Origin of the sequence: Microbacterium azadirachtae (assembly GCF_000956545.1) — a bacterium.
In the GTDB taxonomy this organism is placed as follows: domain Bacteria; phylum Actinomycetota; class Actinomycetes; order Actinomycetales; family Microbacteriaceae; genus Microbacterium; species Microbacterium azadirachtae.
Genome location: NZ_JYIT01000086.1, coordinates 246236 through 268304, shown reverse-complemented (window position 1 = coordinate 268304; position 22069 = coordinate 246236). Strand labels below are relative to the sequence as shown.

The 22069-nt window shown below is 72.1% G+C and carries 21 protein-coding genes; 13 read left to right on the top strand and 8 right to left on the bottom strand.

Going from position 1 to position 22069, the window contains the following annotated elements; all coding sequences use genetic code 11:
• Nucleotides 1-2: 2 nt before the first annotated feature.
• Entirely contained in the window at nucleotides 3-629 is a 627-nt protein-coding gene (locus RL72_RS18785) for a GyrI-like domain-containing protein (RefSeq protein ID WP_045252393.1), read from the bottom strand.
• 55 nt (nucleotides 630-684) lie between these two features.
• The gene (locus RL72_RS18780) at nucleotides 685-990 is read right to left on the bottom strand and encodes a hypothetical protein (protein ID WP_045252392.1); all 306 of its coding nucleotides are present in this window, start codon (nucleotides 988-990) and stop codon (nucleotides 685-687) included.
• Nucleotides 991-1164: 174 nt separating this feature from the next.
• Here RL72_RS18780 and RL72_RS18775 point away from each other — a divergent pair, with 174 nt between their 5' ends.
• Together RL72_RS18775 and RL72_RS19295 are read left to right on the top strand one after the other, a co-directional pair.
• The gene (locus RL72_RS18775; protein WP_045252391.1) at nucleotides 1165-1692 is read left to right on the top strand and encodes a flavin reductase family protein; all 528 of its coding nucleotides are present in this window, start codon (nucleotides 1165-1167) and stop codon (nucleotides 1690-1692) included.
• 61 nt (nucleotides 1693-1753) lie between these two features.
• Entirely contained in the window at nucleotides 1754-2128 is a 375-nt protein-coding gene (locus tag RL72_RS19295) for a hypothetical protein (protein ID WP_052674506.1), read from the top strand.
• A 66-nt stretch (nucleotides 2129-2194) separates the two neighbouring features.
• Here RL72_RS19295 and RL72_RS18765 read toward each other — a convergent pair whose 3' ends face one another.
• The 4 genes from RL72_RS18765 to RL72_RS18750 form a co-directional block, all read right to left on the bottom strand.
• Nucleotides 2195-5710, bottom strand: a complete 3516-nt coding sequence (locus RL72_RS18765) for an error-prone DNA polymerase (protein WP_045252390.1) — start codon at nucleotides 5708-5710, stop codon at nucleotides 2195-2197.
• On the bottom strand, nucleotides 5710-7296 hold the full coding sequence (locus RL72_RS18760) for a DNA polymerase Y family protein (protein ID WP_045252389.1): 1587 nt from the start codon (nucleotides 7294-7296) through the stop codon (nucleotides 5710-5712). Before RL72_RS18760 ends, RL72_RS18765 begins: the two co-directional genes overlap by 1 nt.
• On the bottom strand, nucleotides 7293-8138 hold the full coding sequence (locus RL72_RS18755; RefSeq protein WP_181021844.1) for a hypothetical protein: 846 nt from the start codon (nucleotides 8136-8138) through the stop codon (nucleotides 7293-7295). Before RL72_RS18755 ends, RL72_RS18760 begins: the two co-directional genes overlap by 4 nt.
• Nucleotides 8139-8282: 144 nt before the next feature.
• Nucleotides 8283-8732: a YybH family protein gene (locus tag RL72_RS18750; protein WP_045252457.1), complete on the bottom strand. Its 450-nt coding sequence runs from the start codon at nucleotides 8730-8732 to the stop codon at nucleotides 8283-8285.
• A 113-nt stretch (nucleotides 8733-8845) separates the two neighbouring features.
• Here RL72_RS18750 and RL72_RS18745 point away from each other — a divergent pair, with 113 nt between their 5' ends.
• From RL72_RS18745 to RL72_RS18715, 7 genes are all read left to right on the top strand, one after another.
• Nucleotides 8846-9700: a Rieske (2Fe-2S) protein gene (locus RL72_RS18745; RefSeq protein ID WP_211256084.1), complete on the top strand. Its 855-nt coding sequence runs from the start codon at nucleotides 8846-8848 to the stop codon at nucleotides 9698-9700.
• Nucleotides 9701-9768: 68 nt separating this feature from the next.
• Nucleotides 9769-10239, top strand: coding sequence for a prepilin peptidase (locus tag RL72_RS18740; protein WP_045252388.1), 471 nt, complete (start codon nucleotides 9769-9771; stop codon nucleotides 10237-10239).
• Nucleotides 10240-10278: 39 nt separating this feature from the next.
• Nucleotides 10279-10491, top strand: a complete 213-nt coding sequence (locus RL72_RS18735) for a hypothetical protein (protein ID WP_045252387.1) — start codon at nucleotides 10279-10281, stop codon at nucleotides 10489-10491.
• On the top strand, nucleotides 10484-11113 hold the full coding sequence (locus tag RL72_RS18730) for a CYTH domain-containing protein (RefSeq protein ID WP_045252386.1): 630 nt from the start codon (nucleotides 10484-10486) through the stop codon (nucleotides 11111-11113). The genes RL72_RS18735 and RL72_RS18730 overlap by 8 nt, the downstream gene beginning before the upstream one ends.
• Before the next feature lie 82 nt (nucleotides 11114-11195).
• Complete coding sequence (locus RL72_RS18725; RefSeq protein WP_045252385.1) at nucleotides 11196-12350, top strand: type III polyketide synthase; 1155 nt, start codon at nucleotides 11196-11198, stop codon at nucleotides 12348-12350.
• Nucleotides 12340-13080 carry a methyltransferase domain-containing protein gene (locus tag RL72_RS18720; protein WP_045252384.1) on the top strand — a complete coding sequence of 247 codons (741 nt, stop codon included), beginning with the start codon at nucleotides 12340-12342 and terminating at the stop codon, nucleotides 13078-13080. The genes RL72_RS18725 and RL72_RS18720 overlap by 11 nt, the downstream gene beginning before the upstream one ends.
• A gap of 4 nt (nucleotides 13081-13084) precedes the next feature.
• Entirely contained in the window at nucleotides 13085-14206 is a 1122-nt protein-coding gene (locus tag RL72_RS18715) for an FAD-dependent oxidoreductase (protein ID WP_052674502.1), read from the top strand.
• 69 nt (nucleotides 14207-14275) lie between these two features.
• On the opposite strand, the gene lpdA is transcribed toward RL72_RS18715, so the two are convergent.
• Nucleotides 14276-15673: a dihydrolipoyl dehydrogenase gene (lpdA, locus tag RL72_RS18710; protein WP_045252383.1), complete on the bottom strand. Its 1398-nt coding sequence runs from the start codon at nucleotides 15671-15673 to the stop codon at nucleotides 14276-14278.
• A gap of 112 nt (nucleotides 15674-15785) precedes the next feature.
• Between lpdA and RL72_RS18705 the strand changes: the two genes are divergently transcribed.
• The 3 genes from RL72_RS18705 to RL72_RS18695 all read left to right on the top strand — a co-directional run bounded on the left by RL72_RS18705 (nucleotide 15786) and on the right by RL72_RS18695 (nucleotide 17618).
• Nucleotides 15786-16262: an FHA domain-containing protein gene (locus RL72_RS18705; RefSeq protein ID WP_045252382.1), complete on the top strand. Its 477-nt coding sequence runs from the start codon at nucleotides 15786-15788 to the stop codon at nucleotides 16260-16262.
• Nucleotides 16262-16939 carry a transcriptional regulator FtsR gene (ftsR, locus tag RL72_RS18700; protein ID WP_045252381.1) on the top strand — a complete coding sequence of 226 codons (678 nt, stop codon included), beginning with the start codon at nucleotides 16262-16264 and terminating at the stop codon, nucleotides 16937-16939. The genes RL72_RS18705 and ftsR overlap by 1 nt, the downstream gene beginning before the upstream one ends.
• A 133-nt stretch (nucleotides 16940-17072) precedes the next feature.
• Entirely contained in the window at nucleotides 17073-17618 is a 546-nt protein-coding gene (locus RL72_RS18695) for a MerR family transcriptional regulator (RefSeq protein WP_045252380.1), read from the top strand.
• 78 nt (nucleotides 17619-17696) lie between these two features.
• On the opposite strand, the gene RL72_RS18690 is transcribed toward RL72_RS18695, so the two are convergent.
• On the bottom strand, nucleotides 17697-18506 hold the full coding sequence (locus RL72_RS18690; protein ID WP_045252454.1) for a ParA family protein: 810 nt from the start codon (nucleotides 18504-18506) through the stop codon (nucleotides 17697-17699).
• Between the two features lie 84 nt (nucleotides 18507-18590).
• On the opposite strand from RL72_RS18690, the gene RL72_RS18685 reads away from it, so the two are divergent.
• Nucleotides 18591-22004 carry a pyruvate carboxylase gene (locus RL72_RS18685; protein ID WP_045252379.1) on the top strand — a complete coding sequence of 1138 codons (3414 nt, stop codon included), beginning with the start codon at nucleotides 18591-18593 and terminating at the stop codon, nucleotides 22002-22004.
• Nucleotides 22005-22069 lie beyond the last annotated feature (65 nt).

Sequence of the window (22069 nt, the reverse complement as noted above, 5' to 3'; positions counted from 1 at the left end):
GATCAGACCGGGGCGACCGGCTGGCGCAGGATCGTGCGGCGCCTCTCGGGGGCCACGCGACGGGCGTCGCTCAGATAGATCTCGTGGTGCAGTCCCGCCAGACGCAGACCCTGCCCGGGGATCACTTCGTCGTGCAGGCGCTGGAGGAGCGGGGCCTCGTCGTCGTAGGAGCCGATGTGCAGCGTCTGCAGGCAGGTCCCCTCAGACAACGGCAGGATCCGCAGGTCGTCGATCCGCGCCGGGCTCTTCTTCGTGCGGACCGTCGTGATGGCCTCGTCGACGAGAGGATCGCCGACCCATTCGGGGACGAGGATCATCATGGTCCAGTCCCAGCGCGATTTGTCCCGGGCGCTTGTGAAGGCGTCCATGTCCTCCGCCCACCACAGGCCCTCCAGCGGCGGGACGACGTAGTCCCTGTCGAGTTCGCGTCTGCTCGCGAACTTCAGCGCATAGGCGACCGGATACAGCGCCTCCAGCGCCTGCGCGTAGGCGGGCGCCGTGTTCGGATCTCCATGGCCGTCGATCGCGAGATAGCGGCTCGGCGGGAGCTCGAGGAGGCGGAACTCGCCGAGGCGTGCGTGATACCCGTCCAGGGTCTTGGTGAGATCCGTCTTCGTCGCCGTCGTCATGGGGTCATTCCAGCAGGGGGCACCGACATCGATGGCTCATCGCCGCCCGCAGCCGTCACGCCCCGGTCGAGCGGACGAATACGAACAGCAGGACCGCTCCGGCGCCCATCGCCGCCCCCACGATCATGGCGAGCAGGCCCCACATCAGGGCTCTGCCCGAGCCGGGCAGGCCGCGCAGATCGTCGTGATCCATGACCTTGGCGAGGCCGTAGAGGAAGATCCCGAGCGCCGCGGATCCCGTCCAAGCCAGGGTCAGCCAGGAGGCCTGCACGAAGACGTCGATCCCGGCCAGGATGCCGCCGAGCGTGAGAAGAGGAGTGTGCAGCAGGACGGCGGCGATGTACACGAGCTTGTAGGGCATGCCGTGCTCACGGATGAGGGGGGGCGTCGTTCGAGCCGTCCATGATCTCAGCCTGCCATGGAGCCGCGGCGATGACGTCAAGCGACGGGATCGCATCCGGTGCCCTCGGAACAGGCATACCGTTGAGTGCAGGGCGCGAACGCGGCGTCCGTGGCAACGACAGAGAGAAGCAGGATGAGCACCCCCGGTCTGGAAGAGGACGTCACCGAGAAGTTCAAGGGCGCGTTCCGCCACCACCCTGCCGGCGTGGCGCTGGTGACCGGCGTCGCCCCGGACGGCCCCGTCGGACTCACGCTGTCGAGCGTCGCCTCGGTGAGCGCCGACCCCGCCGTGCTCGTATTCTCGGTCACCCGTGCGACCGGCAGCGCGGGCGGGATCCTCTCCGCGCCCAGCGCGCTGGTGCATTTCCTCGTGGCAGGGCAGGAGTCGATCGCGGACGCGTTCGCCCGCTCGGGGCAGCCGCGCTTCACGCCGGAGCAGGGGTTCCGCACGCTGCCCACCGGGGAGCCCTTCCTGCCCTCCGCGCGGGTGGCGGTGCGCGGCACGATCCGCGAGACGCATCCGGTCGGGCCGTCGTCCCTCGTGCTGCTCGATGTGCTCGACGTGATCGAGGGCACCCCCGGCGCGCCGCTGCTCTATGTCGATCGGCACTACGACAGCCTCGTCTCCTCGAGCACGGAGTCGCCGGCAGCGCAGAGCTGAACGCGGCCGGGCGCGGCAGGTGCGTCTTGCCCGCCCGGCCCATCTGAACGAAGGTGGAGGCATGGCCGTCACGCTGATCCTCCCTCTGGGCGCGCCGCTCGGCGTCGGGCGCATCATCGCGGTCGACGAGGACGCCGGCGCCGTGCGGATCCGCGACCTGACCACGGGCGTCGTCTACCGGGTGCCGGGATCCGTGCTCCCCGAGCTCGGGGCGCTGCCCTGGCGCGGTCGCGTCGAGGCGTGCACGGTGGAAGCGTCGGCCGAGGGCGTGGTCACGGAGCTCGTGCTGGACGCCAACCCCGTCGGGGCGGAGCGCCGCGGGGCCGCGGATGCGCTGCGCGGCGCCCAGCAGGCGGCGGACGACGCCCGGGACCAGGCGGCGAACTGGGGCGGCACCGACCGCCGTGCGCACGAGATGCCGGAGCGCTTCTGGTGACACCGGCACCGGCACCGCGAGACGCCGGTGTGGAAGCGTTCGGAGTCGCCGCGACCGGATCCGGGCTCATTGGAAGTCACGGGAGTGGTGCGGCACGCCCACCTGCAGTGCTTCGAACGCGTCGGCGAGCAGGTTCGTGACCCCCTCGGGCGAGCGCTCCAGGATGCCGCGCACGATCAGCGCCGGCGCTTCGCGTGCGATCCGGCGGTAGCGCATCCACACCCCCTGGGTGCAGATCACGTTCACCAGCCCGTGCTCGTCCTCGAGATTGAGGAAGGTGACCCCGCCCGCCGTCGACGGGCGCTGCCGATGCGTCACCAGCCCTGCCGTCTCGACCCGCCGGCCGTTCTCGTGGGTGCGCAGCGAGGCCGAGGTGAGCACCCCGCGTGCGTCCAGCTCGGGTCGGAAGTGGGCGAGCGGATGGTCGTCGGTGGAGACCCCGGTGGCCCAGAGGTCGGCGGTGAGGAGCTCGTAGCTGGTCTGATCGCCGAACAGCGGCGGCTGCACGGCGACGACCGTGTCGGGCAGATACCGCGCGCGGTCCTCCGCAGCGGACCCGGCCAGCCAGATCGCCTCCCGGCGCTGCAGGCCGAGGGAGTCGAACGCCCCCGCGGTGGCCAGGGCCTCCACCTGTGCGGCGGTGAGATCGGTGCGCCGTACGAGATCGTTCAGGTCGCGGTACGGCCCCCGGGCGTCGCGCTCGGCCACGATCCGCTCGGCCGTCTTCTCGCCGATCCCGGTGACGCCCGCGAGGCCCAGCCGCACGGCGAAGCGGCCGTCCCTGCGGTGCGCCGCGCTCTCGTCGGGCGCCTTCGGATCGAACGGATCCGCCTTCGTGCCGGGAGGACGCGGCGCGCGCTGGTGCACGCAGGCATCCAGACCGGTGCGCCCCGTCACGGCGGGGTCGACGGGTTCCAGGGTCTCGGTCGCACCGGACAGCCGGATGTCCGGGCGGCGCACCTCCACCCCGTGCCGCCGGGCGTCGCCGGTGAGCGTCGCCGCGGAGTAGAAGCCCATGGGCTGGGAGCGCAGGAGGCCGGCGAGGAACGCCGCGGGGTAGTGCAGCTTCAGCCAGGAGCTCGCATACACGAGCAGCGCGAAAGAGAGCGAGTGCGACTCCGCGAAGCCGAAATCGGAGAACGCCTGGATCTGCGCGTAGATGCGGTCGGAGGTCTCCTCGTCCAGCCCGTGCCGGCGCATGCCGGAGTACAGGCTCTCCCGGATGCTGTCGATCTTCTCCAGCCCCCGTTTCGAGCCCATCGCCCGACGCAGGGTGTCGGCCTCGTCGGCGGTGCAGTCGCCCAGAGTGGTCGCCATCTGGATGAGCTGTTCCTGGAACACCGGGATGCCCAGGGTGCGCTCGAGCACCGGCTTCAGCTTCGGGTGCGCGTAGACGACGGTCTCCTGGCCGAGCTTGCGACGCACGAACGGGTGCACCGCGCCGCCCTGGATGGGGCCGGGGCGGATGAGCGCGATCTGGATCGCGAGCTCGTAGAACTCCCGCGGCTGCAGACGGGGGAGGAGCCCCATCTGCGCGCGGGACTCGACCTGGAAAACTCCGATCGTGTCGGCGCGGCAGAGCATGTCGTAGACCGCGGGCTCCTCCTTGGGCAGCGAGTCCAGCGTCCACTCCTCGCCGGTGGCCTCGCGGACCAGGTCGAAGCAGTGCCGCAGGGCGGAGAGCATCCCGAGCCCCAGCAGATCGAACTTCACCAGGCCCATCCAGGCCGCCGCGTCCTTGTCCCACTGGATCACGGTGCGCTTGTCCATGCGGGCGTGCTCGACCGGGACGACCTCGCCGACGGGCCGCCGGGTCAGCACCATGCCGCCCGAGTGGATGCCCAGATGCCGGGGCGCCCGCAGCAGCTCGTCGGCGTAAGAGACCACCTGCTCCGGGATGTCGTGATCGGGCACGGGACTCAGATCCAGCCCCCAGCGCTCCACCTGACGCGACCAGGCGTCCTGCTGTCCCGGGGAATGCCCGAGGGCGCGGGCCATGTCGCGCACCGCGTTCTTCGGACGGTACTGGATGACGTTCGCGACCTGCGCCGCGTTCTCCCGGCCGTACTCCTCGTAGACCCACTGGATGATCTCCTCGCGCCGCCCCGAGTCGAAGTCCACGTCGATGTCGGGCTCCTCGGTGCGGGTCGTGGCGAGGAACCGCTCGAAGGGAAGCCCGTACAGGATCGGATCCACCGCGGTGATGCCGAGCAGATAGCAGACCACGCTCGCGGCGGCGGAACCGCGTCCCTGGCAGAGGATCCCTCGTCTCTTCGCCTCCGTGACGATCCCGTGCACGATGAGGAAGTAGCCGGGGAAGTCCTTCTCCTCGATCACGTCCAGCTCGCGGGCGATGCGGGCGCGGCCCTCGGCGGTGAGCGCCTTGGGGCCGCCCTCGGGATAGACCGAGGGCACCGCCGCCCAGACGAGGGCGCGCAGGTGGCTCATCGGGGTCTCGCCCGCAGGCACGCTCATGGTGGGCAGGGCGGGCTTGGCGCGACGCAGCGGGAAGGCGCACGCCTCGGCGATCTGCAGGCCATGCGCGATCGCCCCCGGATACCGGGCGAAGCGGGCCGCCATCTCCGCCCCCGACCGCAGATGGGCCGAGCCATGGGCCGGCAGCCAGCCCTCGAGCTCGCGCATGCTGCGGGTGGCGCGCACCGCGGAGATCGCCTCGGCGAGCTCCGCCCGATCGGGGGTGGCGTAGTGCACGTTGTTCGTCGCCACCACGGGCAGACGGTAGCGGGCGGCGAGCTCGGCGAGGGCGTCGTTGCGGCGGGTGTCCCGCGGATCCCCGTGGTCGATGAGCTCGACGGCGACCCGGTCCGCGCCGAACAGGTCGACGAGGGTGCGCAGCGCCCGCTCCGCCCCCTCCGGTCCTTCTCGTTCGAGGGCGGAGCGGACGGCGCCCTTGCGGCAGCCGGTGAGGATCGTCCAGTGTCCCTCCGCGCGGTTCGCGAGCGCTTCGATGTCATAGAACGGGCGCCCCTTCTCACCCCCGCGCAGCTGCGCCTCGGTGATCGCGGCGGACAGCCGGTGGTATCCCTCCTCTCCGCGGGCGAGCACGAGCAGATGCTGGCCCAGCGGATCCGGAAGACCGCGGCGCTCCGGAGGCGGCCGGCGCGCGGTGCCTCCCCGGGCGCCGGATTCGTCCGGCGCGGAGCCGGGGAGCGACAGCTCCGCGCCGAACACCGTCTGCAGCGGCGGGCCGGGATCGGCCTCCATCCCCGCCCCGGCGTCCTTCTCCGCGGTCAGGAGGGATTCGGCGGCTTCGGCGAAGGCCGCGGCTCCATAGAAGCCGTCGTGGTCGGTGATCGCGAGGGCGGTGAGCCCCAGCCGCTGCGCCTCGGCGATGAGGTCCTCGGGGGAGGAGGCCCCGTCGAGGAAGGAGTACGAGGAGTGGGCGTGCAGTTCGGCATAGGGCACGGCGTCCGCAGGCCGAGGGATCCGGCCCAGCCGGATCGGCGGGCGCTTGTGCATGCGGGACGGGGCGTCCACGGCGATCTGCTGATGCAGCGGCTCCTTCCCGCTGAGGGTGCGCTCGAGCGCCGACCAGGACATGTCCGGGTTGTGGAAGCCCATCAGTGGTACCTCCCCTCGGCCAGCCATCGCCCGCCGCGATCTTCTTCGGGATCGACGCCGCCCCCGCCGGCATCGGCGAGATGCAGCACGAGCCAGGCCCTGTCCTGCTCGTCGACGAGCTGCAGGCGCTCGCCGCGGAGCGCTCCCGTCGCATCCCCGCGCCGATCCCGCACCGGCCACGGCCCTGCCCAGGACCGCACCGGGCAGGAGTCCACCGCCGCCGGAGCCGCGCTGAGCAGACCCCGCGCATCGACGGAGACCGGGGTGCCGTCGGCAGCGGTCACCGTGATCGGCCGAGGCGGCACGAACACCTCCGCCGGGAGCGGGTCGGGCAGCTGTCCCGGCCAGGGGTGATCGGCGGGGCGCGCAGGCACCGCCCGCTCGCCCCAGGGGGTGAGCTGCTGCCGGTCGGCGACGAGGCGCCCTCCGGCGACGATCGCCGTGACCACGCCCTCGTGCCCCAGCAGGGTCTGCACCCGTGAGACCGCGTGGTGCAGGCGCTCGTCGGTGCCGGATCCGAACAGGCCCGGCTGGTGATGGGCGGCGTCGTCGACGGCCACCGGGGCGATCCGCACCCGGGCGATGCCGCGGAAGCGATGCGCCTCGTCGTCGTCGCCGGCCGCGGCGGCGGCCAGCGACTCCAGCTGCCAGCGCACCCGGTCGACGAGGTCCGAGGCCTCGAAGCACGTCGGATGCAGCCAGGTGCGCGAGGTCACCTCGTCGTCGTCGTCCGTGAGGTCGATCCGCACCTCCGTGCACACCAGAGAGGCCTTCGCGAGGGCCAGGATCACGGCATCGGCGCTCTGCCGGACGGCGAAGGCGATCTGGTCGGACTGGGCCAGCGGAGTCTCGAACTCGATCTCCGCGGCGAGTTCCGGATCCGGGGGGCGTGGAACCACGGGGCGGGAGTCCGCTCCTGCGGCCAGCGCATGCAGACGCGCCCCGTGCTCGCCGAAGCGCTCCCGCAGCCGTGCGGCCCCCAGGGCGGCGAGCTCGCCGAGGGTGCGCACACCGAGGCGGAGCAGCAGCGCCGTCACCTCCGGATCCTGCAGGGCGTGCACGGGCAGCGGAGCGAGGAACGCGGCGGACGCCCCGGCCTCCACCACGAGCACCGGATCCGCCCCGCGCGCGGCGAGCTCGGCGGTGAACGGACCGTCGGCGATCCCGATCCGCACGTCGGGATGCCCTTCCGACGCGAGCAGGGCGTGCAGGGCGCCGGCGGCCTCCGCCTCGCCGCCGTGGAAGCGGGCGATCCCGCGGGCGCGGAGCAGGGCGAGACCGGGGCGGAGCAGCTGCACGCCGGGGGCCTGCGCCTCGATCAGGCGCAGCACGGGGAGGAACGCGCGTTCGTCGCGGCCCGGATCCGCGGGGACGATGCGCAGGCTCGGCAGCAGCCCCTGCGCTTCGCGGCGGCGCTGCCCGATCCGCACCCCCTGCGCCCGCGCCGCCGCGCTGCAGGCGACGACCCTGTTCGCGTGCAGGATCGCCGCGGGCTCGGTCGAGGAGGCCCCCAGTGCGGCGCGCAGCGGCCAGTCGGGGAACCACAGCACGATCACCCGGACCGGTTCCCGCGTGGGGCCGCTCATCCGGCCACCGCCAGGAGCTCCGGCGCAGCGACGGACGGACGCGCATCGGCGGCCGCGGGCGGCCGCGGATCGGCGGAGGCGGACGGGAGCGGAACGAGCCGGGGCGTGACGGGGGCGATGACCTCGACCTCGCCGGGAGCACCGGATTCCACCCGGCCGTGGGGATCGGGCAGCCGCACGCGCACGCTCTGCGGGATCGGGGACCGCCGGGTGTGCGCGGTGACCGTCACCTCGCATTCCTCCAGGACTCCCCAGCCGTCGCCGAGCCCCTGCCAGCGGGGGTCGTGGACGCGGATCGACCCCTCGCTCTGGGGCCAGCCCGCGAACCCGGCGTCCGGGGTGCCCGCGACGGTTCCGGACACGACCAGCAGCGTGCAGCCGCGATCCCGCAGCCGGGCGTTCAGGCGGCTCAGCTCCGCCTCCCGCACGGCGGTGGAGGGGCGGACCGCGATGAGCGGGATCACCTCGCTCAGCGCGGAGACGACCGAGAGCCAGCGGGCACCGGGTGCGGGCACCAGCAGGAGTCGCTCCAGATCCACGCCGTGCCCGGCCAGCGCTTCCACGCCCAGGGTGGGCATGCCGACGGCGGCGCACCACGCCCCGGTGCGAGAGGCTCCGGCGAGCAGGGCGCCGATGAGTCCGGGGGAGGGCGAGAGCGAGTATGCGGTGCCGACCTGGAGGCCGCCTTCGGGCAGGATCGGCTCGAGCGCCGTGGGCACCGGGATCAGCGGCAGGTCGCTCCGTCGTCGCTGCATCCGGGTGATCTCCCGGCGCAGGCGCAGCACATCCGCGACCCGGTCGTCGGTGTCGGCGGCGGGGGCGATCATGGAAGCGAGAGCCATCCCCATGCACTCCATTCTCGAATATCTCTTCGAATACTGTAACGACAGAGACGACGATAATCCGTACATCCGACATGGTCGAATCGAATGGGAGCGAGGGGCGGACGGCTACGCCGGGCCGGTGCGGATCGAGTTCGACATCGCTCAGACGAGCGGGCCGGCCTCCTGGCGGACGTCCTCGTGCAGATGGGCGATGCGCAGCGCCGAGTCCGCATCACGGCGCAGCACGGCGGTGTTGCGGGACAGCTCGGGGGAGACCACGGCCCCCTGCGCATCCGTTCCGTCCACTCGCAGCCACCACGTCGCGACGACGACGCCGCCGATCTCCCGCACGCCGAGGTCGACGATCGTGAGGGCCGTCTCCGTCCAGGCCGGCGAGGGCGGATCCGACAGGCTCGAGGCCCTGCTCCGGCGCAGTGCGGCGAGCTCGTCCAGGCCGGTCACCAGCGGGTCCGCGGCGGAGTCGAAGATCGTCACGTCCTCGGCGAGACGGGCGTCGATCGCCGCGGGATCACCGCGCAGGTAGTCCTCGTACATCGCGGACAGCAGTCGGTGCACATCCGCATGCAGTGCGGCGGGGGAGGTCTGATCCATCGAGCGCGAGGCTACCAGCTGCACGTGCAAGGGCCGTCTGTCAACCCTTTGACCCTCTCCGGCCGCGCGGGTAGACAGGAGGTTCCGGCGACGCGATGCGGAGGAGGGACCCCATGCGGGTGAAAGCGGCGATGCAGTCCCTGATCCGGACGATCGGGAAGACCAAGGAGCTCGATCCGGCCGCGGAGAAGCTCAGCGGCTGGGTGGATGCGGCCACCCGATCCCCGGCCGTGAAGAACGCGCTCTCCGGAGCCTGGCTCGGTCATCAGGTGCACCCGATGCTCACCGACCTGCCGATCGGCGCCTGGGGCGCCGCCGCCGTGCTCGACCTCACGGGGGCGGATCCGGCGGCCTCGCGCCGCCTCGTCGGGCTCGGCATCCTCGCATCCGCGCCGACGGCGGCGGCAGGGGCGTCGGACTGGTCGGCCACGATCGGATCCGCCAAACGGGTGGGACTCGTCCACGCCGCAGCGAACGCGACCGCCTCCGCCCTGCAGATCACATCGTGGCTCCTGCGCCGCCGGGGGCACCACGGCGCAGGGAAGGCGCTCAGCCTGCTGGGGCTCGGGCTCACCCTGGGCTCGTCCTATCTCGGCGGCCACCTGTCGTTCGTGCGCGGCACCGGGGTCAATCACACGGCGTTCCAGCCGACGGTCCGGCGCTGGATCGACGTGGGCGCAGACGCCGATCTCGCCGAAGGCGCGCGGACACGGGTCATGGCGGGCGACGTCCCGGTGCTGCTGGTGCGCATCAACGCCCGGCTGCATGCGATCTCGGCCGTCTGCACGCACGCCGGCGGCCCCCTGGACGAGGGCGAGCTCGGGGCGGACGGGTGCGTCACCTGCCCGTGGCACGGCAGCCGGTTCCGCATCGACGACGGCGCGGTGCGGCGCGGACCGGCGAGCGTTCCCCAGCCGCGCTGGGAGGCGAAGGTCGAGGACGGGCGGATCCTGCTCCGCTCGGCCTGAAACGCTCCTCGGCCCGGTTCTCCACAGGGCAGGAACGCGCGCTCCGCGGATCTGCGAAGGTGGCCCGCATGGATCCTGCAGGCGTCATCGTCGTCCTTGCGCACCTCGGGCTGCTCGGCGTCGGCGTCCGGCTGACCGTGATCGACGTGAGCACGCACCGGCTCCCCGACCGGATCGTGCTGCCCGCGCTCGCCGGTGCGCTCCTGCTCGCGCTCGCCGGAGCGCTGTTCTCGACGATGGGCGGGCGGCTGCTCGGGGCGCTGTGGGGCATGCTGCTGCTCGGCGGCTTCTACGCCGTGCTGCGCGCGATCAGCCATGGCGGCATGGGCGGGGGCGACGTGAAGCTCGCCGCCCTGCTCGGCCTGGTGCTGGGATGGCATGGATGGTCGGCGCTCGTCGTCGGTGCCGCTGCGGCGTTCGTGCTCGGTGCCGTCCATGCGCTCGCGCTGCTCCTCCTGCGCCGCGCCACCCGGTCGACGCACATCGCGTTCGGGCCGTGGATGATCGTCGGCGGTGTGCTCGGCGTCGCCGCGGCGTGATCGCGCTCCTCGGCGACGCCGGGGGATTAGGGTGAGCACATGGCACTCGCACGGCTTCACGGCGGCCCGCTGGACGGGCAGATCATCCCCCTCGGATCGGCGGACGACGAGATCGCGGTCCCCTACAGCGAGACGCTGCTCGTCTACAACAAGCGCGGCGAGCCGACCCACACCGGAGAGCACGACGGGCCCACCGAGTACGCGTACTGGTACCAGGGATCCCAGGACGACCTCAATCCCGCGGATGTCTGAGCCCTCCCGCACCGTCGAGATCGAGCGCAAGTACGACGTCGACGGCAGTACCCCGCTGCCGTCGTGGGACGCGATCCCCGGTGTCGACGCGGTGTCCGAGGGCGAGCTCCGCGAGCTGGACGCACGCTACTTCGACACCTCCGGGGGAGACCTCGCGCGTGCCGGCGTCGCGCTGCGGCGCCGCAGCGGGGGACCGGATGAGGGGTGGCACGTCAAGGGCCCGCGCACCGGCGACGGGCGCGTCGAGCTGGGCTGGCCGCTCGGCGCCTCCGATGAGATGCCGGCGCCGCTCGCCGAGGTCGTCGCCCAGTGGACGACGGCGCCGCTGCTCCCTCTCGCCCGCATCGAGAACGCCCGCACGGCGTACCGGCTCCTCGGCCCCGGCGGCGTGGTCGCGGAGTTCGTCGACGACCGCGTCCGCGGCACGGATCTGCGCGGGCTCTTCGGCCCCGCGGGGACGACGCGCGAGTGGCGCGAATGGGAGATGGAGCTGGGCCCCGCGGCGCCTTCGGACCCGCAGGGCCGGAGCGCCTTCTTCCGTGCGGTGGAGCAGGCTGTGGCCGCAGCCGGCGGACGCCCGTCGCCGTCGGGATCGAAGCTGGCCCGCGCGCTCGGCTACTGAGGGCACGCCCGGGCCTGACAGCTCGGGCGAGGATCCGCAAGACCCTTCCCGCGGGTGCGGGAGGCGTGCTTGAGTGGGCAGCATGAGCAGCCCCGCGGTGCTGAGGTCCCTGCAGACGGTCGTCCCGGAGACGGTCCTGCACCAGAACGAGGTGCGCGACGTCTTCGCCGCGCAGCCGGAGCTGTCGCGGCTCGCGCGGCGCATCGTCAGCACGTCCTTCGACGGATCCGGCATCGACACCCGGCGCACGGTGCTCGGCGAGCTCACCCTGGCCGACACCGGGGCGGATCCCGTCTTCTTCGACCGGTCCACGGGGACCCTGCTGTCGCCCGCCACGGGCGTCCGCAACGACATCTACGTCCGTGAGGCCCGTCGGCTGTTCGTCGCCGCGGCGCGGGCGGCCCTCGACGCCGACCCGGAGATCGGCCCGGCCGACGTGACCCACGTGATCACCGTCTCCTGCACGGGCTTCCATGCGCCGGGGCCGGAGTACGAGATCGTGCGCGCGCTCGGCCTCTCGGACGCGGTGCAGCGCTTCCACCTGGGCTTCATGGGCTGCTACGCGTCGATGCCGGCGCTGCGGGCGGCGAGCCAGTTCTGCGCCGCGGATCCGGACGCCGTGGTGCTGGTGGTCAGCGTCGAGCTGTGCACGCTGCACCTGCGCTCCTCGGAGGATCCGGATGTGATCGTCGCCTCCTCGCTCTTCGCCGACGGGGCGGCGGCGGGCATCGTCACGGCCCGCCCGTCCGCCGTGCCCGGCCTGCGGCTCGATCGCTTCCACACCGCGATCGCCCCGGAGGGGGAGAAGGACATGGCGTGGACGATCGGCGACCACGGCTTCGAGATGATCCTCTCCCCGCGTGTGCCCCAGGTCATCGGCGAGACGATCGTGGCGGCGCTGCGTCCGCTGTACGCCGAGGAGCTGAGCGCCCCGTTCGAGGACGGCGCGATCGGCGAGCACGTGCGGCACTGGGCGATCCATCCCGGTGGGCGCAGCATCCTCGACCGCGTGCAGGACCGGCTGGGGCTCAGCGACGCGCAGCTGCACCCCGCGAGGGAGACCCTGCGGACGAACGGCAACATGTCGAGCGCGACCGTGCTCTTCGTGCTGCGGCGCATCCTCGAGGAGGAGGGCGCACAAGACGGGGATCGCGTGTCGGCGATGGCCTTCGGGCCCGGGCTGACCGCCGAGAGCGCCCTGATGACCGTGGTCGGCGCGGAAGGCGATGGGCGCTGACCTCTCCGCACGCGCCGTCGGCGTGAGCGAGCTCATGGACGATCCCGCCGCGGATGCGCGCATGCTGGAGCGCACCTATCGGCGATTCGGAGCGGTGAACGCGGTGGTGTCGCGGCCCGGGGCGCTCTATCGTGCGGATGTGCGCCCCCGGGCGCGGCGACGACGTGACACGGGATCCGGCCGGCTGCGGATCCTCGACGTGGGGGCCGGCGGCGGGGATCTGTGCCGCGCGCTCGCCGTCCGCCTTCGCCGTGACGGGTTCCCGGCCGAGATCACGGCGCTCGACGTGGATCCGCGTGCCGTGTCCTGGGCGCAGGCGCACGATCGGGGCGCCGGCATCGGGTATCGCTGCGCACCCGTGGCGGAGCTGGTCCGCGACGGGGAGGTGTTCGACGTGGTGCTGTCGAACCACGTGCTGCATCACCTGGACGAGGACGGCCTTGCCGGGATGCTGGAGGACACCCGACGTCTCGCTGCCCCGCACGGGCTCGTCGCGCATCACGACATCTCCCGCAGCAGGGGCGGATACGTCGCGTTCGCGGCGGGGACGTGGCTGCTCGCCGGCACGGTCCTGGCCGGGTCGTTCATCCGCGAGGACGGTCTGACCAGCATCCGCCGCTCCTACACTCCCGACGAGCTCGCCGCCGTCGCGCCGGCCGGATGGGAGGTGCGCCGCGGATTCCCCTCGCGGCTGGAACTGCGCTGGGAGCAGGACGATGCCGTCGCCTGAACCTGTGCTCGATCACGAGGTCGTCGTCGTCGGCGCCGGCCCCGTGGGGCTGCTGCTGGCCTGCCTGCTCGCGCAGGAGGGCATCGACGTCGTGGTCTGCGAGCAGCGCGACGGCGAAGACGCCCGCAGCCGGGCGATCGGGATCCACCCGCCCGGGCTGGAGGTGCTCGAGCGGGCGGGGGTCGGGGCTGCCGCGCGCGCCGAGGCGCTGGCGCTCACCGGAGGCGACGTGCTCAGTCGCGGGAGGGTGCTCGCATCGCTCGCGTTCTCCGCGGCGAGGCCGGTGCTGGTGCTCCCGCAGCGGCGCACCCACGCGCTGCTGCGGGAGCGGCTCGACACGATGGCGCCGACGGTGCTGCAGGCGGGCCGTGCCGTGCGAGGCGTGCGCGACGAGGGTGACTTCGTACGGCTCCGGATCGATGCGGGCGGAAGACGCCGCGAGCTCACGGCCGCCTTCGCCGTGCTCGCGGACGGCGTGCACAGCGGCCTGCGCACCGAGCTCGGCATCGCCTGGCGGCGACGCGCGGGGCGTGCGCGGTACGCGATGGCCGACGTCCCGGATCCGCAGGCGGGGACCAGGGCACTGCTGCACTGCGGGCCCGCGGGTCTGGTGGAGTCGTTCCCGCTGCCGGCGGGCATGCGGCGATGGGTGGTCCGCTCGGCCGACGGTGAAGACCTCGCCACCGGGTCCGGATTCCGAGACGCGATCCGCCGACGCACGGGGGAGGATCCCGAGATCGGATCCGACGTCGCGCCGGTCGCGTTCGTGGCCGCGCAGCACCTCGCCGGCGCGGCGGCGCGGGGCCGTATCGCGCTGGTCGGCGACGCCGCCCACGAGATCAGTCCGATCGGCGGACAGGGGATGAACCTGGGCTGGGTCGACGCGGGCCGGCTCGCGACGACGCTGCGCGATGCGCTCGCCCGACGTGACGCGGATCTCGGCGACTACGCGCGCGTGACGGTGCGCGCGGCACGGGCCGCCCAGCGACGCAGCGCGTTCTACATGGCGATGGGCGCCCCGGCGGGCGGACTCCCGCTGCTCCTGCGCGAGACGGTGATCCGCACCCTCGGCTCGCGTCCGCTGCAGAGCTGGGCGGCGGGCCTGGTCACGATGCGCGGACTCTGAGCGCCGCCGGGACGACGAGGGCCGGCCGCGCAGGAAGCGCGACCGGCCCTCGTCCCGATCGGGATCCGATCAGAGGTTGATCATGTGGCCTGCGAGGCCGTGGAAGGCCTCCTGCAGGGCCTCGGACAGCGTCGGGTGCGTGTGCACGTTGCGGGCCGCCTCGAGAGCGGTGAGGTCCCACTTCTGCGCGAGGGTCAGCTCGGGCAGGAGCTCGGACACGTCGGGGCCGATCAGGTGCCCGCCGATGAGCTCCAGGTGCTCGGCGTCGGCGATGAGCTTGACGAAGCCGACCGGCTCGCCCAGGCCGTTCGCCTTGCCGTTCGCGCTGAACGGGAACTTCGCGACCTTGATCTCGCGGCCCTCGGCGCGCGCCTGCTCCTCGGTGAGGCCGAAGCTGGCCACCTGCGGCTGGCAGAACGTGGCGCGCGGCATCATGCGGTAGTCGCCCAGCGTCATGGTCTCGGCCTTGCCGATGGTCTCGGCGGCCACGACCGCCTGGGCCTCGGCGACATGGGCGAGCTGCAGCTTGGCGGTCACGTCGCCGATGGCGTAGATGCCGTCGACGTTGGTGCGCATGTGGTCGTCGATGTCGATGGCGCCGCGGTCGGTGAGCTTCACGCCGGTCTTGTCGAGGCCGTAGCCGTCGACGTTCGGCGCGAAGCCGACCGACATCAGGACCTTGCCGGCGGTGATCTCGCCGGGCTGGCCGTCGCGGGTCTCGTACGTGACGTGCACGGAGGAGCCGTTGTCGGTCACGGTCTTCACCGCGGTGGAGGTGAGGATGTCGATGCCGAGCTTCTTGTACTGCTTCTGGATCTCCTTGGAGACCTCGACGTCCTCGTTCGGGAGGGCGCGGTCGAGGAACTCGATGATGGTGACCTTGACGCCGTAGTTCGCCAGGACGTAGCCGAACTCCATGCCGATCGCGCCGGCGCCGACGATGACGATCGACTCGGGCAGGTCGCGGGTGAGGATCTGCTCCTCGAAGGTCACGACGTTGTCGCTGAGCTGCACGCCCGGGAGCAGGCGCACGGTCGAGCCGGTGGCGATGATCACGTTGTCGAACGTGAGCTCCTCGGTCGACCCGTCCGACTTGGCGACCGAGATCGACTTCGGACCGGTGAAGGTGCCGCGGCCGTCGTACTCGGTGACCTTGTTCTTCTTCATCAGGAAGTGGATGCCCTTGACGTGGGTCTCCGCGACCTTGCGGCTGCGGTCGAACGCCGCGCCGAAGTCGAAGTGCACGTCGCCGGAGATGCCGAAGAACTCCGCCTTGTGGGTGAAGGTGTGCGCGATCTCGGCGTTCTTGAGGAGCGACTTCGAAGGGATGCACCCCACGTTGAGGCAGATGCCGCCCCAGTACTTCTCCTCGATGATCGCGGTGGACAGGCCGAGCTGGGCGCTGCGGACAGCGGCGACGTAGCCGCCGGGGCCAGCGCCGAGGATGACGACGTCGTAGTGTGGCATGCCCCCAGCCTACCGTTCGCCGAAGGCGCTCCGGGCGGAGGTTGCGGGCCTGAACCGGCTCCCGATGGCGGCGGGCTTCCGATAGGCTGGAACGCCAGAGGAGGGGTGCACAGTGACTCAGAACGACGTTCCCGAAGGCGCCGTCCGCCGCGGCGGAGAACCCGCGCACGACACCACGCAGACGTTCGGACACGACTCCGACCTGTCGTTCGTCCCGTTCGGCGCCGAGCTGACGGAGGTCGAGCAGGCCGCGATCGCGGCGCTCCCTTCCGGCTCGGCCCTGCTGCTGGTCCGCTCCGGCGCGCTCGCCGGTGCCCGTTACCTGCTGGACACCGCGGTGACCACGGTCGGCCGGCACCCCGAAGCCGACATCTTCTTCGACGACGTGACCGTGTCGCGCCGTCACGCCGAGGTCATCCGCACCGGCACGGCGTTCGAGATCATCGACCAGCGCTCGCTGAACGGGACCTACGTGAACGGCGAGCGGGTGGACCGCAGCGCGCTGCGGAACGGGTACGAGGTGCGGGTCGGCAAGTTCCGGCTGAACTTCTTCGCCTCGCCCGTGGACCTCGCGCAGGCGAACGACTGATGGCGGCATCAGCCGCCGAGCGCGCCGCCCCGGCAGGGCTGCTGAGCATCGGCCAGGTGCTGGCGCGCCTCACCCCGGAGTTCCCCGATGTGCGCGCCTCGAAGCTGCGCTTCCTCGAGGAGAAGGGGATCGTGAACCCGGTGCGCACCGCGTCCGGGTATCGCAAGTTCTCCGCGGCCGACCTCGAGCGCATCCGCATCGCCCTCACCCTGCAGCGCGACCAGTACCTGCCGCTCAAGGTGATCCGCGAGCACCTCGACGCCCTCGAGGCGTCCGGTGCGACGCCGGAGCTTCCGGCGTCGATCGTGCACGGCCCGCGACGCTACCGTCGCGATGAGCTGGTGAGCGCCGCAGGCGCCACGCACGCCCTGCTGGGCGACGCCGTCTCGAGTGGCATGCTGCCGGCGGCTGAGGCCTACCCCGAGTCCGCGGTGTCCCTGCTGCGGGCGCTCGTGGCTCTGGAGGGGCACGGCATCGGGCCGCGCCATCTCCGGCCCCTGCGGCAGAGCGCCGAGCGCGACGTGGCGCTGGTGCAGTCGGCGCTGTCTGCTCTGCTGCGCCGCACGGACACGCCGTCGCGCGCACGGGCGAGCGAGATGGCCCCGGAGCTGGCCTCCCGCCTGGACGAGGTGCGCGCCCTGCTGGTCAAGGACGGCATCGGCCGACTGCTGTCGTAACGAACTGATTGCGACACACCCTCCGCTCCCACCGGATGTCGTTGTCGCCGGTGCTGGGCTGTTCTAGCGTGGAGTCATCGACTTTCAGGTTGTGGTTGAAGGATCTTGTGCCTTCGGGATTGAGGAGGATGCCATGAGCGCCGAGGAACGGGGCGATGGACCGTCGTTCGGGGACGATCTCCTCTTCACCGACGGCCTCCCGGCCATGGACGACGAGGTGGGGTACCGCGGTGCGGTGGCCGCCCGCGCCGCCGGCATCACCTACCGTCAGCTCGACTACTGGGCCCGCACCGAGCTGGTCGTCCCGACCGTCCGCGGAGCGAGCGGATCCGGATCCCAGCGCCTCTACGGCTTCCGCGACATCCTCGTCCTGAAGCTCGTCAAGGAGCTGCTGAACACGGGCATCTCGCTGCAGCAGATCCGCACGGCCGTCGATCAGCTCCGTGCCGCCGGGATCCGCGATCTCGCCGGCACCACGCTGATGAGCGACGGCGCGTCGGTGTACCTGTGCACGTCGAACGACGAGGTCATCGACCTCCTCAGCCGCGGCCAGGGCGTGTTCGGCATCGCCGTGGGCAAGGTCTTCCACGAGGTCGAGGCGACGCTCGTCGAGTTCGACGCACTCGTGCCGGATCCCCTCGACGACCTCGCCGCGCGCCGCGCCCGTCGCACCGCCTGAGCACCACTCCTCAAGCGAAAGAGCCGGCCCCCGAGGGGACCGGCTCTTTCGCTGTGCGCGGTCGTCGCTATCGGCGCGTCAGACGCGCGTGTCGTCGGGCAGGGCGATGCGCCCCGTGCGGATCACGCGGTCCAGGAGGGTGTCGAAGTCGGCCGCGAGCTCCTGCGCGGAGTCGCCGGGCCAGATGTGCAGCGGCTTCGCCGCGCCCTGCGCCTGCTGCAGGGAGGTGCGCTCGGGCAGCTGCGGGCTCAGTACGAGAGGGCCGAACATGTCGCGCAGCTCCTTGATCCGGAACTGGTGCTCGATCGACTGCGGCCGCACGCGGTTGACCACGATGCCGAGCGGCTGCAGACGGGGCGAGAGGCCGCGACGGATCTCCTCGATCGCACGGAGGGCGCGGTCGGCGGCGGCGACGGAGAACAGTCCCGGCTCGGTGACGACCATGACGCGGTCGCTGGCAGCCCAGGCCGTGCGGGTGAGCGCGTTCAGCGACGGTGCACAGTCGATGAGCACGAGGTCGTAGTCGGCCTCGACGGCCGCGAGGGCCTCCTCGAGCTTCCAGACGTCGCGCACGCTCGGGTGCGGGCCGTCGAAGTTGATCGCGGACGGGCTCCCGATGAGCACGTCGATGGTTCCGGGGTGCACCTTGGCCCAGCCGGAGGAGGTGATGGCCTGTCGGACCACCTTCTCCTTGGGGTTGGCCAGGACATCGGCGATGTTGAGACGGCCGGCGACCTGGATGTCCATGCCGGTGGAGACGTCGGACTGCGGATCGAGGTCGACCACGAGGGTCCGGACACCGCGGGCGAACGCCGCCGAGGCGAGGCCGAGGGTCACGGTCGTCTTGCCGACACCGCCCTTGAGGGAACTGACGCTGAGTACGTGCACGGACTCCACGTTACCTTCCTCTAGGCTGAGGAAACACTCAGCCCCCCGATGCGCGTCGTCGCGCAGAACAGTGTTCGAGGTGCCATGTTCCAAAAGATCCTTGTGGCCAATCGTGGTGAGATCGCCATTCGCGCGTTCCGAGCCGCTTTCGAGGTGGGTGCGAAGACGGTCGCCGTCTTCCCCTGGGAGGACCGCGGGTCTCTCCACCGCCAGAAGGCGGACGAGTCCTATCAGATCGGCGAGGTCGGGCACCCGGTGCGGGCGTACCTCGACGTCGAGGAGATCATCCGCGTGGCGCTGTCCAGCGGCGCGGACGCGATCTACCCCGGCTACGGCTTCCTGTCGGAGAACCCCGAGCTGGCCGCTCGCGCGGCGGAGAACGGCATCGCCTTCATCGGCCCGCCGGCGCGCGTGCTGGAGATGGCCGGCAACAAGGTGACCGCGAAGCAGCATGCGGTCGCCGCGGGCGTCCCGGTGCTGCGCTCGACCGACGCCTCGGATGATGTCGACGCACTGGTCGCGCAGGCGGAGGGGATCGGATTCCCGATCTTCGTCAAGGCGGTCGCCGGAGGCGGAGGGCGCGGCATGCGCCGCGTCGAGTCGATCGGCGATCTCGCGCCGGCGCTGGCCGAGGCCATGCGGGAGGCGGGGAGCGCGTTCGGCGACCCCCGGGTCTTCCTGGAGCAGGCGGTGCAGCGTCCGCGGCACATCGAGGTGCAGGTGCTCGCGGACGGCACGGGGAACACCGTGCACCTCTTCGAGCGCGACTGCTCGGTGCAGCGGCGTCACCAGAAGGTGGTCGAGATCGCCCCGGCCCCGAACCTCGACGAGTCGATCCGCACGGCGCTGCATCGGCACGCCGTGGCCTTCGCCCGCTCCATCGGCTACGAGAACGCCGGCACGGTCGAGTTCCTGCTGGAGACGGCGGGGGAGCGCGCCGGCGAGGTCGTGTTCATCGAGATGAACCCGCGGATCCAGGTCGAGCACACGGTCACCGAGGAGGTCACCGACGTCGACCTCGTGCAGTCGCAGATCCGGATCGCGGCGGGGGAGACGCTCATCGACCTGGGCCTGGAGCAGGACGACATCCAGCTCCGCGGCGCGGCGCTCCAGTGCCGCATCACGACCGAGGACCCGGCACAGGGCTTCCGCCCCGACACCGGCCGCATCACGACCTACCGCTCACCCGGCGGGGCGGGGATCCGCCTCGACGGAGGCACGACGGCGGCGGGATCGCAGATCAGCCCGCACTTCGACTCGATGCTCGCGAAGCTCACCTGTCGTGGCCGTGACTTCCCCGCCGCGGTCGCTCGCGCGAAGCGCGCCCTCGCCGAGTTCCGCATCCGTGGGGTCTCCACCAACATCCCCTTCCTGCGCGCCGTGCTGGACGACCCGGCCTTCGTCGTCGGCGACCTCTCGACGCTGTTCATCGAGGAGCGGCCGCAGCTGCTCACCAGCAACCCCTCGAGGGATCGCGCGACCCGGCTCCTGAAGTGGCTCGGCGACGTGACGGTGAACCGGCCCTACGGCGACAAGCCGCTGTCCCCGTCGCCGGGCAGCAAGCTGCCGGCCATCGATCTGAGCGCGGCGCCGCCCGCCGGTGCACGCGATCGGCTGCTGCAGCTCGGTCCGGCGGGCTTCGCGCGTGCCCTGCGCGAGCAGACGGCGCTCGCGGTGACGGAGACGACGTTCCGCGACGCGCATCAGTCCCTGCTCGCCACCCGGGTGCGCACGCGCGACCTGGTGCGGGTGGCGCCGCACGTGGCGCGCATGACGCCGCAGCTGCTCTCGATCGAGGCATGGGGCGGCGCCACCTACGACGTCGCGCTGCGCTTCCTCGCCGAGGACCCGTGGGAGCGCCTGGAGGCGCTGCGCGAGGCGCTGCCCAACATCCCGCTGCAGATGCTGCTGCGCGGTCGCAACACGGTGGGGTACACGCCGCGTCCGGTCGAGGTCACGAACGCTTTCGTGCGCGAGGCCGCGTCGACCGGGGTGGACATCTTCCGCATCTTCGACGCGCTCAACGACGTCGCGCAGATGCGCCCCGCGATCGATGCGGTGCTGGAGACGGGGACCGCGGTCGCCGAGGTCGCGCTCTGCTACACCGGCGACCTGCTGGATCCCGCGGAGGACCTGTACACGCTCGACTACTACCTGCGCCTCGCGGAGCAGATCGTCGAGTCCGGCGCCCACATCCTCGCGATCAAGGACATGGCGGGGCTGCTCCGGCCTGCGGCGGCCGCGCGACTCGTCGCCGCGCTGCGAGAGCGGTTCGACCTTCCTGTCCAGGTGCACACGCACGACACCGCGGGCGGGCAGCTCGCCACGCTGCTGGCGGCGAGTGCCGCCGGCGCCGACGCGGTCGACGCGGCCGCGGCTCCCATGTCCGGCACGACCAGTCAGCCGTCGCTGTCGGCGCTCGTGGCGGCGCTCGCGCACACCGACCGCGACACCGGGCTGGATCTCCAGGCGGTCAGCGACCTGGAGCCCTATTGGGAGGGCGTGCGTCAGCTCTACCGTCCCTTCGAATCGGGTCTCCCCGCTCCGACCGGGCGGGTGTACCACCACGAGATCCCGGGCGGACAGCTGTCGAACCTGCGGCAGCAGGCGATCGCCCTGGGCCTCGCGGACCACTTCGAGCGCATCGAGGACATGTACGCCGCGGCGGACCGGATCCTCGGGCGGATCCCCAAGGTGACCCCGTCGTCGAAGGTCGTGGGCGATCTCGCACTGGCCCTCGTCGCCGCCGGCGCCGACCCGGCCGACTTCGAGCAGAACCCGCAGAACTACGACATCCCCGACTCGGTGGTCGGCTTCATGGCCGGTGAGCTGGGCGACCTGCCCGGCGGATGGCCCGAGCCGTTCCGCTCCAAGGCGCTGGCCGGCCGCACCGTGTCGATCGACGTGGTCCCCCTCTCGGAGGAGGAGCAGCGCGCGCTCGACGGGGAGAGCCTGGAGCGGCGCCGTACGCTCAACCACCTGCTCTTCCCCGGGCCCGCCGCGGAGTTCGAGCGCACCCGCGCGGCGTTCGGAGATCTCTCCGCCCTCGGCACGCCCGACTACCTGTACGGGCTCATCCCCGGCGAGGAGCATGTCGCGGAGATCGATCCGGGCGTCCAGCTCTACGTGGGCCTCGAGGCGATCGGCGAGGCTGACGAGAAGGGCATCCGCACCGTGATGACCACGCTCAACGGGCAGCTGCGCCCGGTGTTCGTGCGGGATCGCTCGATCAAGGTCGACGCGCGCGAGGTGGAGAAGGCCGACACGTCGAAGCCCGGCCAGGTGGCGGCGCCCTTCTCGGGAGTGGTGACGTTGAAGGCCGAGGTCGGCGCCACCGTGACCGCCGGCGAGCCGGTCGCCTCGATCGAGGCGATGAAGATGGAGGCGGCGATCACCGCTCCGGTCGACGGCGTCGTCGAGCGCCTCGCGATCGGGGCCACGCAGCAGGTCGACGCGGGGGATCTGCTCATCGTCATCCGGCCAACGCAGGCGGCCTGACGCTCCGGCGGGCGGCGCCGTGCCGCCGCCCGCCCGGGCTCCCCGTCGTGTGCGCGTCCATGAGC